Consider the following 13195-nt stretch of genomic DNA (forward strand, 5'->3'; position numbering starts at 1 on the left):
CTACCTACTGCTCACCGGTACTACTCACTGCCAAACACAAAACCACACAAATCATTTAAATCATTTAGCTAATTCAACTCATCGGACTCAATTCAGCGCCAGCGGCACGAAGATCTTTTCGTCGCCGCGCTCCACCAGCAAGGCCACGTTCTTGCCCGCGTCGGTGGCCAGCTTGCGCAGCTGCGCCACGCTGGAGACCGGGGTGCCATTGACCGCCAGGATCACGTCCCCGCTCTGGATACCCGCCACCGCTGCCGGACCGCTCACGTCTTCCACCAGCAAGCCCTTCTGCCCGCCCAGCTGGGCCTGTTCATCCTTGTCCAGCGGACGCACCGCCAGGCCCAGGCGGCCCTGGTCATCGGACTTGCTGGCCTTGGCGTCATTCTTGGCCTGCTTCATCTCGCCCACGGTCACATTGATGGTGCGCACCTTGCCGGCACGCATCACTTCCATGGGCTTGGTGCTGCCCGGCGGCGTATCCGCCACCAGGGTCGGCAGATCCACGGAATGGTCGATGGCATGGCCGTTGAAGCTGATGATCACGTCGCCAGCCTGCAGCCCCGCCTTGTCAGCCGGACTGCCCTTTTCCACCGAGCTGACCAGCGCACCCTCGGCCTTCTTCAATCCGAAGGAATCCGACAGGGCCTGGTTCAGATCCTGTACCGACACGCCCAGGCGGCCACGCGTTACCTTGCCATGCGTGACCAACTGCTGTTCCACCTTCATGGCCACGTCGATGGGGATCGAGAACGACAAGCCCTGGAAGCCGCCCGTCTGGCTGTAGATCTGCGAATTGATGCCGATCACCTGGCCGTTCAGGTCGAACAGCGGGCCGCCGGAGTTACCCGGATTGACCGCCACATCGGTCTGGATGAAGGGCACGTAGTTGTCATCCGGCAGGCTGCGCGACTTGGCGCTGATGATCCCGGCCGTGGCCGTGTTGTCAAAGCCGTAGGGGGAGCCGATGGCCAGCACCGGCTGGCCGACCTTGACCCGGGACGGATCGCCGATCTGCACCGTCGGCAGGTTCTTGGCGTCGATGCGGATGACGGCGATATCGCTCTGCTTGTCGATGCCCAGCACCTTGGCCTTGAACTCGCGGCGGTCGGTCAGCTTGACCACCACTTCCTGGGCGCCATCGACCACGTGGGCATTGGTCAGGATCAGGCCATCCGGCGAGATGATGAAACCGGAACCCAGGCCGTGCATGATGCGCGGCTGCTGCGGCATCTGCAGTTGCGGGCCGAAGCGCTTGAAGAATTCGGAGAAGGGATCGTTGGGGTCGAGACCATTGTCGTCATCATCGGCCACCTTGCGCGCCTTGCCAGTGACGCTGATGTTGACCACGGCCGGACCATAGCGCTGCACGATGCCCGAGAAATCGGTGGCCGCCGCGACCACCGGTCCGGCCGGGGCAGCGGGCGCGGAATTGGACGCCACCAGCGGGGCGTTGACCGCGGCCGCGTGCGCCGACGGCAGGTCGGCGCCGCGAAAATAGACGTAGCTGCCGCCGACCACTGCGGCAATCATGACAGCCAAAGTGTTACGAACGAAAACGATGCGACGGCTCATCTTCTTCTCCTTGATCGAACGGGTAATCGATGGTCGGGGCTGGCTCGCCGCACTTGGCGGCGTATCGGCCTCAACCGTTGGAGTGAAGATTAAGCAGTGAAAATTAAGACAAACTTAAGGCCGGATGAATGCTGACTTAATGCTGGCTTAACGCTGGAAAAAGGAGCATTCATCCCAGCTAAATGCTCCCTTTCCGGGAGCAAGCGCCCTCACGCAGGCGATAGCGGAAACACCACCCGCGCCTGCAGCCCATGGCCGGTATTGCGCAACTCCACCGGCACGCGATGCAGGTCGGCGATCTGGCGCACGATGGCCAAACCCAGCCCGCTGCCGAAGGCGGCCCGGCTGCCGCTGCCCTCTTGGCTGTGCTGGGCGCGATAGAAACGGTCGAACACACGCGGCAGTTCGCTCTCGGCGATGCCCGGCCCGCTATCCTGGACCACCACCGTGCAATATCCGGCTGTGGACAGATCAACGCCGACATCGACCACGCCGCCGGCCGGGGTATAGCGCAAGGCATTGTCCACCAGGTTGTTGAAGAGGATGCGCAAGGCATCGGCATTGCCTGTCACGCGCAAGGGCCGGCCATCGTCGCCCTGGTCCGACAACCCCAGGTCGATGCCGCCATGCTCGGCCACCGAGGACAGGTCGCCCACCACGCTCCCCAGCAAGGCGCGCAGATCGACTTGCGTGAAGCTCATGGCATCGGGCTCTTGCCGGGCCAGCGTGAGCAGCTGGTGGACCAGATGGGTAGTCCGTTCCAGCCCGTTCTTGAGATCGGCGAAGGCGGCGCGGCGCTCCTCCTCATCGACAGCGCGCTCGGCCAGCTGCGTCTGCAAGCGCAGGGCGGTGAGGGGCGTGCGCAATTCGTGGGCGGCATCGGCAACGAAGGCGCGCTGGGTCTCGGTGGCGTGCTTGAGCCGCGCCAGCAGATCGTTCAAGGCGTGCGTGAGCGGCTGGATTTCCTGCGGCATGCCCACATCGGCCAGCGGCTGCAGCGAATTCATGTCGCGCGCGGCCACCTCGGCGGCCGCCTTGCGCACCGGCGCCAGCCCACGGCTGACCGCCACCCACGAGAGCACGCCGATGAGCGGGAACAGCAACAGCAAGGGCACCACCGTCTTGACCGCCATCTGCGCCGCGATCTCATCACGCGCACTCTGCGGCTGCGCCACCTGCACCACGGTACTGCCGATCTGGGCGCTGTAGACGCGCCACATGCCGTTAGGCCCGCTGACGTTGGCAAAACCCAGTTCGGCCTGGCGCGGCATGGCGCCGCGTGCATGCGAGTGATAGATGACCGCGCCACGGCTATCCCAGATCTGCATCATGATCTCGTCTTCCAGCTCGGGGAACTGCTGGCCCGGCGAGATCGGCGAAAATGCCTGGCGCGGCAGCGAGGCGGCGATCTGGCGCATCTGGTAATCGAAGATCTGGTTGGCTTCGCCACGCGCCTGGAAATACAGCGCCACCCCGGCCAGCACAATGATGGAGAACAGGCCCAGGCCCAGCCACAGCAGCAGCTTGTTGCGCACCGAGTTCATGCCGGCACCAGATAGCCCACGCCGCGCACGTTCTTGATGAAGTCGCTGCCGACCTTCTTGCGCAGGGCGTGGATGTGGACTTCGACGGCATTGCTCTCGATGCTGTCATCCCAGCCATAGAGCTTTTCTTCCAGCTGCGCGCGCGAGAGCACCACGCCAGGGCGGTCCATGAAGGCCTGCAAGAGCGTGAACTCGCGCGCCGACAGGTTGACCGGCTTGCCACTGACCGTCACTTCATGGGTCGCTGGATTCAAGATCACTTCGCGCACCTGCACCAGGCTCTCGGCGCGCCCCGCCTGGCGGCGCGAGAGGGCGCGCATGCGGGCCGACAGTTCTTCCAGGTCGAAGGGCTTGATCAGGTAATCGTCGGCGCCGGCATCGAGCCCGGCCACGCGGTCGGCCACAGCATCCCGCGCCGTGGTGATCAACACAGGGATGGCATTGCCGCGCTCGCGCAGCGTGCGCAAGACCGCCAGCCCATCCTTCTGCGGCAGTCCCAGGTCCAGCAGCAGCATGGCGTAGTCCTCGGTGCGCAGCGCCACGTCGGCCGACTTGCCATCCTGCACCCAGTCGATGGCAAAGCCATCCTGGCGCAAACCCTTGCGCACCGCTTCGCCCACCATGGGATCGTCTTCCACCAGCAATACGCGCATCTCAGGGCTCCTTGGATCAATCTCAGAGTAGCTTCGCCAGCAGGAAGACCACCACCGAGATCAGGATGGTCGAGGCGAAGGGCAGCGAAAAGATGCGGCCAAACAAACGGAAACGCAAGTCCCCCGGCAAGCGGCCTATCCCCAGTTTTTCCAGCCAGGGCAACAGCGTCGAGAAGACGATGACCGAGAGAAAGATGACGACGATCCAGCGAATCATGCGCCTCTCCTCAGAGCCGGTGGGTACGGTCGTGGCGCAGCATGCGCTGCGGCCATTCGACATTCTTGCCAATGGCCAGCACCTTGAACAGCTCGCCCATCTCGGCCGGGGAAATCAGTTTCTGCATGCCATTGGCCAGCGGCAGGTAGCGTGCGCTGTCCTCGGGCGAGGTGCGCAGCAGCAGCTCGCCGATGCCGGCATTGAGCAGGAAGGCGCCCTGGCTGGTATAGGCCAGCACTTCGGCGCCCTCTTCCACGGCGGCCACCGCCATGGCAGTGAAATCGACGTGGGCGGTGATGTCCTGCAAGCCCGGCCAGTAGAAGGGATCGGTATGGGCGTGATGGCGGTAATGGCACATCAGCGTGCCCTGGTCGCGGTCGTGCAGATAATATTCTGCGGCCGGGAAACCATAGTCCGGGAGGATCGCCAGCGCACCCGGCCCGCTGGCCAGCATGCGGCCCAGCGTGTGCATGAAGCCGATGGCCACCGGCGCGACTTCGGTGAGATAGCCTGGCGGCAATTCGTGGGCATCGGGAATCTGCGCCAGCGGCAAGTCGTCCACGCTGCGGTCCTCGAAACGCAAGCGGCCTTCTGCATCGAGCGCCACGCCGCGCTCCTGCCAGCCTTGCTCGGCCTTCACGGCCAGGCGCACCGGCATGGCGTCGAGCACTTCATTGCCGACCACCACGCCCGAAAATGTTGCCGGCAAGGCATCGAGCCACTGCACCAGCGGCGCAAAGGCGGCCAGTGTCTGCTGTTGTCGTGCGCGCAACTGGGCCGAGATTTCCACGATGAAATAGCGCTGCGGCAAGGCCGCGCGCGCTTGCAGTTCGGTCAGGATATCGTGGGCCAGCTTGCCGGTGCCGGCGCCGAACTCCAGCAGTACATTGTCCACTGACGGGCTGGCGGCGATCACCTCGGCGGCCAGGCTGGCCAGGGTCGCGCCGTACAGCGGCGAGATTTCCGGGGCAGTTGTAAAATCCCCCTCTTTGCCCAGCTTGGCCGAACCACCGCTGTAGTAGCCGACCTGCGGCGCATACAGCGCCAGTTCCATGTAGCGCTGGAAGGAGATCCAGCCGCCGGCCGCGGCGATCTCGCCGGCGATCTGGTGCTGGAGGGTGTGCGAGGCGGCCTGTGCGTCCTCGCCTGGTTCGGGTAGTTGCAGTTGCATGGGCCGTATTGTAGTAGAACTCATTTCATCGATCGTCGCGAGATGCGTTCTGGCGTATTGGAAACCGGGAACATGACATCACCCTCTTCTGCAGGCATCGCGCTGGTCACCGGCGCGGCACGGCGCATCGGCCGCCACATCGCCCTGGCCCTGGCGCAGTCGGGCTGGGACGTGGCCGTCCATTACAACCGCTCGCGCGAAGAAGCCGACACGCTGGTGCGCGAGATCGAAACCCTGGGCCGACGCGCCCTGGCCGTGCAGGCCGAGCTGGGCGATGAAACCCAGGTGCGCAGCCTGCTGCCCCAGGCCGCCCCGCTGGGACGCATCTCCTGCGTGGTCAACAACGCTTCGCTATTCGATTACGATGACGCCGCCAGCTTCGGCAACGAGCGCCTGTTGCGCCACATGAGCGCCAACGTCGGTGCGCCGGTGCTGCTGGCGCAGGCCTTGTACGAGGCCACGCCGCAAGGCCAGCAGGCCGTCGTCATCAACCTGCTGGACCAGAAACTGTACAATCCCAATCCCGACTTCCTGTCCTACACCCTTTCCAAGGCGGCGCTGCACAGCGCCACCACCCTGCTGGCGCAGGCGCTGGCGCCCAAGGTGCGGGTGGTGGGCGTGGCGCCGGGCCTGACCATGGTCTCGGGCGACCAGACCGAGGAACAGTTCGGAAAAGCCCACCAGGTCACCCCGCTGGGCCGTGGCAGCACGCCCGAGGACATTGCCGCTGCGGTCTGCTACGTCGCTTCGGCGCGGGCCGTGACGGGTACCACCCTGCTGGTCGATGGCGGCCAGCATTTGCTTCCCCTTTCGCGCGACGTCATGTTCGTGGCGAAATAACCTTTATATTTCTGATCATGCTCTTCCTGTCCCATCCTTCCCTGCAAGATTGCCGCCGCCTGTTCCTGCGCAACTACGAGGTGTTCATCAACATCGGCGTGCACGAGTTCGAAAAGAAGGGTGAGCAGCGCATCCTGATCAACGTCGACCTCTACGTCCCGCTGGCCGAGACCACGCCCACCGCCGACCACCTCGACGAAGTGGTGGACTACGACTTCATCCGCTCGACCATCGCCCAGCGCATGGCCCGTGGCCATATCCACCTGCAGGAAACCCTGTGCGACGACGTGATGACGGCCATGCTGGCCCATCCCAAGGTGCGTGCGGTGCGGGTGTCGACGGAGAAGCCGGATGTGTATCCGGATTGCGATTCGGTGGGGGTGGAGACCTTCCGTATCAAGACGGTTGGCTGATCCCACTGCCGTTGGCCCTGCCCGAACCCCGAACCCCGCCGCTGCGGGGTTTTATTTTTTCGAGAATGGCCTGCTGTTTGCCACTTCCGCGCCGCTCCCAAGGTGGTAGCATGCTACGGTGCGTCGATGCGCATCATCGCCCTCTCCACCTTACGGACTTTCTGGACCGCCCACCCTGCGGCGGAGACTGCGCTGCGCGCCTGGTACGCGCTGGCCAGCCGGGTGAACTGGAAGACACCCGCTGATATCAAGGCGGCCTACCGCAACGCCAGTTTCACCAGAAACAATAAAGTGGTGTTCAACATCAAGGGCAACGATTACCGCCTGGTGGTCGCCGTGCGCTATGACCAGGAATTGATCTACATCCGCTTCGTCGGTACACATCGCCAATACGACGCCATCGATGTCGAAACGATCTGAAGGAATGTCACATGCCCATGCAACTCAAACTGATACGCACCCGCAAGGATTACCGCGCCGCGCTGGCCGAAGCCGAGCGTCTGTGGGACGCGCCGGCCCGCTCGGCGCAAGCCGATCAACTCGATGTCCTGACGCTGCTGATCGCCCATTACGAGCGTGCGCACTTCGCCATCGATGATCCCGATCCCATCGACTTCCTGCTCCATGTGATGGAGGCGCGCGGTTTGTCGCGCAAGGATCTGGAGCCCTACCTGGGATCACGCGGCCGCGTCTCCGACATCCTCAACCGGGTACGTCCGCTGACCCTGGACATGATCCGCAAGCTCAGCGCCGGCCTGAACCTTCCGGCTGATCTGCTGATTCAGCCCTATCCGGTGAGGTCGGATTGCGCCGAATTGCTCAGCGCCTGAAGCCGCCAAGAGAAATGCCGTTCAGTCTGCACTGAACGGCATTATCAAGGTGACCAAGGAGCCCAGGCGATCCCGCCTCACCCTCGCTACATCCCCATATACCTTCCCGCCCGATGATTCAGGGCGATGATCAGGTTGGCCGTCACCGCTCCCAGAATGGAAGCCAGCAAGACCTTGGGCGCGACCACCCACAGCGAGCACAGCACGATCACCACATCCACGCCCATCTGCAGCTTGCCCGCCCGCAGGCCATAGCGATCCTGCAGGAACAGCGTGACCACGTTGATGCCGCCCAGGCTGGCGCCATGGCGGAACAGCATCACGAATCCCACCCCGATCAAGAGGCCGCCCAGGACGGCGCTGTAGAACAGGTCCAGCTTGCCGTAGCTGATGAAGTAAGGATGCATCAGCGAAAATCCCGACACCAGCGCGACTGCGCAGAAGGTCTTGAGCATGAAGCGCTTGCCCATGCGCCGCCAGGCGAAGTAATAGAACGGCAGGTTGATGGTGAAGAACACCGCGCCGAACGGCAGCCCCGTCAGGTAATGCGCCAGGAAGGCCAGTCCGGCCGTGCTGCCGGTCAACAGGCCCACCTGGGTATACATGTTCACGCCCAGCGAGATGAAGAGCGTACCGGCCACCAGCGCCAGCACGTCCTCATAGCTCCTGTGACGTACATCGGCCGCAGCCACCACGGCCTTGCCTGCCACTTCAGCCACGCAACACCTCGGCCATCGTCTCGGCCACGCGTGCAACGTTGCTGTCGTTCAAGCCGGCCACGCAGATGCGGCCGGTACCCACGGCATAGACGCCGAACTCTTCGCGCAGGCGATCCACCTGCGCAGAGGACAGGCCGGTATAGCCGAACATGCCGTTCTGGCGCAGCAGGAAAGAGAAGTCCTGGTCCGGCACGGCGCTCTTCAATTGCGAGGCCAGCTTCACGCGCATGTCGCGTACGCGCACACGCATCTCTTCGACTTCGCCGCGCCATTGCGCAGCCAGCTTGTCATCGCCCAGCACATGCGCCACCAGCAAGGCGCCGTTGCGCGGGGGGCTGGAGTAGTTGCGGCGCACAGTCAGCTTGAGCTGGCCCAGCACGTTGGCGGCCTGGCCGGCTTGCGGGCAGAACACCGAGAGCGCACCGATGCGTTCGCTGTAGAGCGAGAAGATCTTGGAGAAGGAATTGCTGAGGAAGAACGGAATCTGGCGACGCACGGCCTCGCGCACCGGCCAGATGTCCTCGTCCAGGCTCTCGGCAAAGCCCTGGTAGGCCAGGTCGAAGAAGGGCAGCAGGCCGCGCTTTTCCACCACCTCGACGATCTGCTCCCACTGGGCGCGGGTCGGGTCCACGCCGGTCGGATTGTGGCAGCAGGGATGCAGCAGCACCACCGCGCCCCTGGGCAGCGAGTCGATCTTGGCCAGCATGCCCTCGAAGTTCAGGCCCTTGGTCTGGGCGTCATAGTAGGGGTAACGCTCGGTCTTGAAGCCGGCGCCTTCGAAGATGCCGATGTGGTTGTCCCAGGTCGGGTCCGGCAGCCAGATGGTGGGTTGTGGGAAGAAGCGTGCGATCAGGTCCGCCCCCACCTTGAGCGCACCCGAACCGCCCAGGGTCTGGACGATGGCCAGGTGCTCGGGCGCGGGCAGGTCCGCGCCGAAGAGCAGCTTGGCGACGGCCTGGCGATAGGCGCCATGGCCTTCCATGGGCAGGTAGACATACGGGGCATCGGCCTGCGCCACCGCCGCCGCTGCGGTGCGCACCGAGGGCAGCACCGGAACGACGCCCTTGCCATCGGTATAGATGCCGATGGAAAGGTTGACCTTGTTGCTGCGCTCGTCGCGCTGGAACTGTTCCATCAGGCTCAGGATAGGATCGCCGGCATAGGGCGGGAGATGCGAAAACATGAAGACCTCGTCAGATGAAGGAAACGCTGCTGCCGACACGGTCGCGCTGCGCCGGCAAAACCGCCATGGTAGCGCGGCGCGGAGAAAATTTCCCGCCTAGCGCAACAGTGACAGGTTTTTTTCAGGCGCAGGCGCCACACGCCGACGCAATCCAGGCTGACGGCGGCGCAGACCATCAGGGAGAAGCTGGCCGACGCGAAGTTGCCGGTATTGCGGGAGACGGCCAGCATCGAAAGGCCCGCTGACCTGCGAAAACGTTTCTACAATATCAACTCCTGGAAGGAGAGCCTTCACTAAATTAGAAAATAATTTATCCTGATTTAACGGCGACGGAGCCCGACAAGCGGGCCTGATCCGCATTAACATGCCAATTCGGCGCGATTCTTGAGCTTGCCCTGCCCTGACTACCTTGTCGTCATTTTGACCAACAACGACCTGGATTGTCATAAAGTGAAATCTTCCTGATTACCTTCTCCCATGCAAAGCACCTCTCTGCGCTATTTCTACCAGGTCGGCCGCACCGGTTCGCTCACGGCGGCAGCCGAACGCCTGGATGTAGCGGTCTCGGCGGTCAGCCGCCAGATCGCCAAGATGGAGGAAGAGACCGGCGTCCCCCTGTTCGAGCGACGCGCCCGCGGCATGGTGTTGACGCCCGCCGGGGAAGTGCTGATGGCCTATGCGCGCCGCAACCTGCTGGAGATGGAACAGGTGCTGGCCGAGGTCAGGGGCTTGCATGCGGTGGGTCAGGGCGTCATCACACTGGCCTGTTCGGAGGGCTTCGCCTGGGACCTGCTGCCCAACGTGACCGCCCAATTCCGCGAGCAATACCCGGGCCTGCAATTCAAGCTCCACGTGGTCGGCGCTGCCAGGGCTTCGCAGATGGTCATCGACGGCGAGGCCGATATCTCGGTCACCTACAGCCTGGCGCCGGCTGAAGGCCTGGCCGTCGCCTATCGCGAATCGGGGCCGGTGTTCGCCCTGATGAAGCGGGATCACCCGCTGGCCTCGCGCACGCTCTTGGCCTTGAGCGACCTGTCGCCCTACCCGCTGGCGCTGCCAGAGGTGGGCACGACCGTGCGCCAGCTCTTCGATATCGCCTGCAGCATGCGCGGATTGCTGTTCTCCCCGGTCTTCACCAGCCATTCGCTGGGCGCGGTGTACCGCTTCACCACCCGCTCGCCGGATACGGTGGCCCTGGGCGGCTTCCTGACCGTCCACGAGCGCGCCGAGGAAGACGGCATGATCCTGGTGGCCATGGCCGAGAGCGAACTGCACCAGCGCACGGTGCAGGTGCAGACCATGGCCGGCCGCAAGTTGCCGCCGGCGGTGGCGGCGTTCTCGGACTTTCTCATCGCCGCCCTGCGCCAGGTGCGCGCGCGCCAGGAACTGGGTGTGCGCTGAGGCGTCCGCGCGACGCTTGCAGCACGGCAAGCATCAGGAAAATGGCGAGAAGCGGCGCTGCATGAGAAAATGCCGGTCCTCCGCCCGCTCCCCGTGGTCACGCCATCCGCCCCGCGCTTGATGGCCGGCAACAGCGTTGATGCGGCAGCAACAGCCTACCGATTGAAGGAATTTCCCATGAACGACATGGCGGCCGCAGTGCCACTGTCCGATCCCATCCAAGCCGATGAGCTGGCGCAGGCCGGCTCCGGGCCCGCCGGCCAGAGCGAAGTGACCGCGCCCGGTTCGCGCCGCTTCGAGCTGCTGCAAAAGAACATCCGCCGCCTGACCGGGCGCGCCATCGCCGACTTCGACATGATCCGCGACGGCGACGTCATCATGGCCTGCATGTCCGGCGGCGCCGACAGCTACACCATGCTCGACACCCTGCGCTACCTGCAATCGGTGGCCCCGGTGAAGTTCGAGATCATCGCCGTGAACCTGGACCAGAAACAGCCGGGCTTCCCCGAGCACATCCTGCCCGAATACTTCGAACGCATCGGCGTGCGCTACCGCATCGTCGAAGAAGACACCTACAGCATCGTCAAGGACAAGATCGCCCCGGGCAAGACCACCTGTTCGCTGTGCTCGCGCCTGCGTCGCGGCATCCTCTACCGCGTGGCCAAGGAACTGGGCGCCACCAAGATCGCGCTGGGCCATCACCGCGACGATATCCTGCACACCTTCATGCTCAACATGTTCTACGGCGGCAAGATCAAGACCATGCCGCCCAAGCTGATCGCCGACGATGGCGAGAACGTGGTGATCCGCCCGCTGGCCTATGTGCGCGAGCCCGACATCAAGAAATACGCGGCGGCGATGCAGTTCCCCATCATTCCCTGCAACCTGTGCGGCTCGCAGCCCAACCTGCAGCGCCAGGCCATGCGCGAGATGTTGAATGAATGGGAAAAGACCAACCCGCTGTGGATCAAGAGCATGTTTACCGCCATGGGCAATATCGCCCCCTCGCACATGCTGGACCGCAGCCTGTTCGACTTCACCCACTTCACCCCAGGCCCGGGCAAGGAAGCCAGCGGCGACACCCTCTTTGACCGCGACGACAAGGTAGAAGACGGCCAGTCCGTCATCAACCTGCTCTGAAGCAACATTTGATGCAATGACGCGCGATGCGGCCAGACGATACACACCGTCTCACCTCATCAACTGGAAAGCCGCTCCCCAAGCGGCTTTGAGCGCCCCTCCCCTGCCTGCACGGAGCGTTCGACGTAAATTTTTGTTACCCCCAGGCTATAGTTCCGGATTGGACGACAAATACCCTCCTGATCCTCGCTTGAAGCCCAAAAACCGCATGTTCTAATCGGGTCATTCGCAGTCAGATGCCGCGAGGCAGGTCTGCCTGGATCAAGATAAACACAACCAAGCAGTCGAGGTTTCGCAGGGAAACGTGATCCCGACACGAAAAATACCGGGAGGCTGGCCACGAGCATGGCCCGGCCATACGCGTGAAACATCGCATTCGCTCCTCTGCACCCGAACGACTCTCTGCCATACGTGTAAGAGGCTGCCTGATGGCTAACTTTTGGCGCGACAAGCGCGTTTTCATCACCGGTCACACCGGCTTCAAGGGAAGCTGGCTGACGCTGTGGCTGCACCTGATGGGCGCGAAAGTCAGCGGCTATTCCCTGCCTGCGCCCACCAGCCCCAGCCTGTTCCACCTGGCGCGCCTGCACAATTGCGTGCAGACCACCACCGGTGATGTGCGCGACCCCAAGCACCTGGCCGAGACCATGGCGGCGGTGCAGCCCGATGTGGTATTCCACCTAGCCGGACAGCCGCAGATCGAACATTCCTACCTGACTCCGCTGGACACCTTCGCCACCAACGTCATGGGCACGGCGCATCTGCTGGAAGCCGTGCGCAGCACGCCCAGCGTGCGCGCGGTGGTGGTGGTCAGCAGCAACAAGTGCTATGAGAACCGCGAATGGCTATGGGGCTATCGCGAAGACGACCCCATGGGCGGCCACGATCCCTTCAGCAGCAGCAAGGGCGCAGCCGAACTGGTGACGGCGGCCTATCGGCGCTCCTTCTTCTCGGCCGATCCCGACAGTCCGGTCGGCGTGGCCAGCGTGCGCACCGGCAACGTCATCGGCGGCGGCGACTTTGCGGCAGACCGCCTGATCCCCGATTTCATCCGCGCGCTGGAAACGGACCAGCCCGTCACCATCCGCCAGCCGCATGCCGTGCGGCCCTGGCAGTTCGTGCTGGAGCCGCTGTCGGGCTACTTGCAGATCGGCAAGATGCTCTACGAACACGGCGCCAGCTACGCCGAGGCCTGGAACTTCGGCCCCACCGACACCGACCTGCAGACAGTGAGCCAGCTCTGCGCGACCTTCAACCACTCGCTGCAGAAGAACGATGTCGAACCCGTCGAGGTCCGCCTGGAACAGGCCGGCGCCACCCTCTCCGAAGCGGTGCTGCGGCTGGATACGTCCAAGGCGCGCCAGCGCCTAGACTGGATTCCGCGCATGGAGCTCTACACGGCGCTGGAACTGACCGCGCAATGGTATGCCGGCTACCTGAACAATGAAGACCTGCGCGCCCTGTCCGAGAATCAGATTGCCTTCTACCAGAGTCTGACATAATTGCGGGATC

At 63.7% G+C, this 13195-nt stretch carries 15 protein-coding genes; 7 read left to right on the forward strand and 8 right to left on the reverse strand.

All coding sequences use genetic code 11. The features are described from left to right. Nucleotides 1-87: 87 nt before the first annotated feature. The 5 genes from ACP92_RS21925 to ACP92_RS21945 form a co-directional block, all read right to left on the reverse strand. Nucleotides 88-1572 (reverse strand): DegQ family serine endoprotease, encoded by a 1485-nt coding sequence (locus ACP92_RS21925; protein ID WP_013236315.1) that lies wholly within the window; start codon nt 1570-1572, stop codon nt 88-90. A 209-nt stretch (nt 1573-1781) separates the two neighbouring features. Beyond that, nucleotides 1782-3116, reverse strand: coding sequence for an ATP-binding protein (locus ACP92_RS21930; RefSeq protein WP_013236316.1), 1335 nt, complete (start codon nt 3114-3116; stop codon nt 1782-1784). Continuing rightward, on the reverse strand, nt 3113-3769 hold the full coding sequence (locus tag ACP92_RS21935) for a response regulator (RefSeq protein ID WP_013236317.1): 657 nt from the start codon (nt 3767-3769) through the stop codon (nt 3113-3115). Before ACP92_RS21935 ends, ACP92_RS21930 begins: the two co-directional genes overlap by 4 nt. A 22-nt stretch (nt 3770-3791) precedes the next feature. Beyond that, on the reverse strand, nt 3792-3986 hold the full coding sequence (locus tag ACP92_RS21940) for a DUF2905 domain-containing protein (protein ID WP_006461312.1): 195 nt from the start codon (nt 3984-3986) through the stop codon (nt 3792-3794). A 10-nt stretch (nt 3987-3996) separates the two neighbouring features. Next, the gene (locus tag ACP92_RS21945) at nt 3997-5157 is read right to left on the reverse strand and encodes a class I SAM-dependent methyltransferase (protein WP_041311319.1); all 1161 of its coding nucleotides are present in this window, start codon (nt 5155-5157) and stop codon (nt 3997-3999) included. A 72-nt stretch (nt 5158-5229) separates the two neighbouring features. On the opposite strand from ACP92_RS21945, the gene ACP92_RS21950 reads away from it, so the two are divergent. The 4 genes from ACP92_RS21950 (at nt 5230) to ACP92_RS21965 (ending at nt 7240) form a co-directional block, all read left to right on the forward strand. Next, nucleotides 5230-5997 (forward strand): SDR family oxidoreductase, encoded by a 768-nt coding sequence (locus tag ACP92_RS21950; RefSeq protein ID WP_013236319.1) that lies wholly within the window; start codon nt 5230-5232, stop codon nt 5995-5997. A 17-nt stretch (nt 5998-6014) separates the two neighbouring features. Continuing rightward, nucleotides 6015-6410, forward strand: a complete 396-nt coding sequence (locus tag ACP92_RS21955) for a dihydroneopterin aldolase (RefSeq protein ID WP_013236320.1) — start codon at nt 6015-6017, stop codon at nt 6408-6410. Between the two features lie 126 nt (nt 6411-6536). After that, nucleotides 6537-6830, forward strand: a complete 294-nt coding sequence (locus ACP92_RS21960) for a type II toxin-antitoxin system HigB family toxin (RefSeq protein ID WP_041311320.1) — start codon at nt 6537-6539, stop codon at nt 6828-6830. 17 nt (nt 6831-6847) lie between these two features. Further along, nucleotides 6848-7240, forward strand: a complete 393-nt coding sequence (locus tag ACP92_RS21965) for a helix-turn-helix domain-containing protein (protein ID WP_041312347.1) — start codon at nt 6848-6850, stop codon at nt 7238-7240. A gap of 86 nt (nt 7241-7326) precedes the next feature. Here ACP92_RS21965 and ACP92_RS21970 read toward each other — a convergent pair whose 3' ends face one another. The 3 genes from ACP92_RS21970 to ACP92_RS24765 form a co-directional block, all read right to left on the reverse strand. Beyond that, nucleotides 7327-7959, reverse strand: a complete 633-nt coding sequence (locus ACP92_RS21970) for a YitT family protein (RefSeq protein WP_013236323.1) — start codon at nt 7957-7959, stop codon at nt 7327-7329. Further along, nucleotides 7952-9142, reverse strand: coding sequence for an amino acid aminotransferase (locus ACP92_RS21975; RefSeq protein ID WP_013236324.1), 1191 nt, complete (start codon nt 9140-9142; stop codon nt 7952-7954). Before ACP92_RS21975 ends, ACP92_RS21970 begins: the two co-directional genes overlap by 8 nt. Nucleotides 9143-9238: 96 nt before the next feature. Next, nucleotides 9239-9589: a hypothetical protein gene (locus ACP92_RS24765; RefSeq protein ID WP_013236325.1), complete on the reverse strand. Its 351-nt coding sequence runs from the start codon at nt 9587-9589 to the stop codon at nt 9239-9241. A 30-nt stretch (nt 9590-9619) separates the two neighbouring features. Here ACP92_RS24765 and ACP92_RS21980 point away from each other — a divergent pair, with 30 nt between their 5' ends. The 3 genes from ACP92_RS21980 (at nt 9620) to rfbG (ending at nt 13185) form a co-directional block, all read left to right on the forward strand. After that, nucleotides 9620-10543, forward strand: coding sequence for a LysR family transcriptional regulator (locus ACP92_RS21980; RefSeq protein ID WP_013236326.1), 924 nt, complete (start codon nt 9620-9622; stop codon nt 10541-10543). A gap of 177 nt (nt 10544-10720) precedes the next feature. Beyond that, nucleotides 10721-11683 (forward strand): tRNA 2-thiocytidine(32) synthetase TtcA, encoded by a 963-nt coding sequence (gene ttcA / locus ACP92_RS21985; RefSeq protein ID WP_013236327.1) that lies wholly within the window; start codon nt 10721-10723, stop codon nt 11681-11683. Between the two features lie 428 nt (nt 11684-12111). After that, on the forward strand, nt 12112-13185 hold the full coding sequence (rfbG, locus tag ACP92_RS21990; protein ID WP_013236328.1) for a CDP-glucose 4,6-dehydratase: 1074 nt from the start codon (nt 12112-12114) through the stop codon (nt 13183-13185). The last annotated feature ends 10 nt before the right edge of the window (nt 13186-13195 follow it).

Origin of the sequence: Herbaspirillum seropedicae (genome assembly GCF_001040945.1) — a bacterium.
Classification (GTDB): Bacteria; Pseudomonadota; Gammaproteobacteria; order Burkholderiales; family Burkholderiaceae_D; genus Herbaspirillum; species Herbaspirillum seropedicae.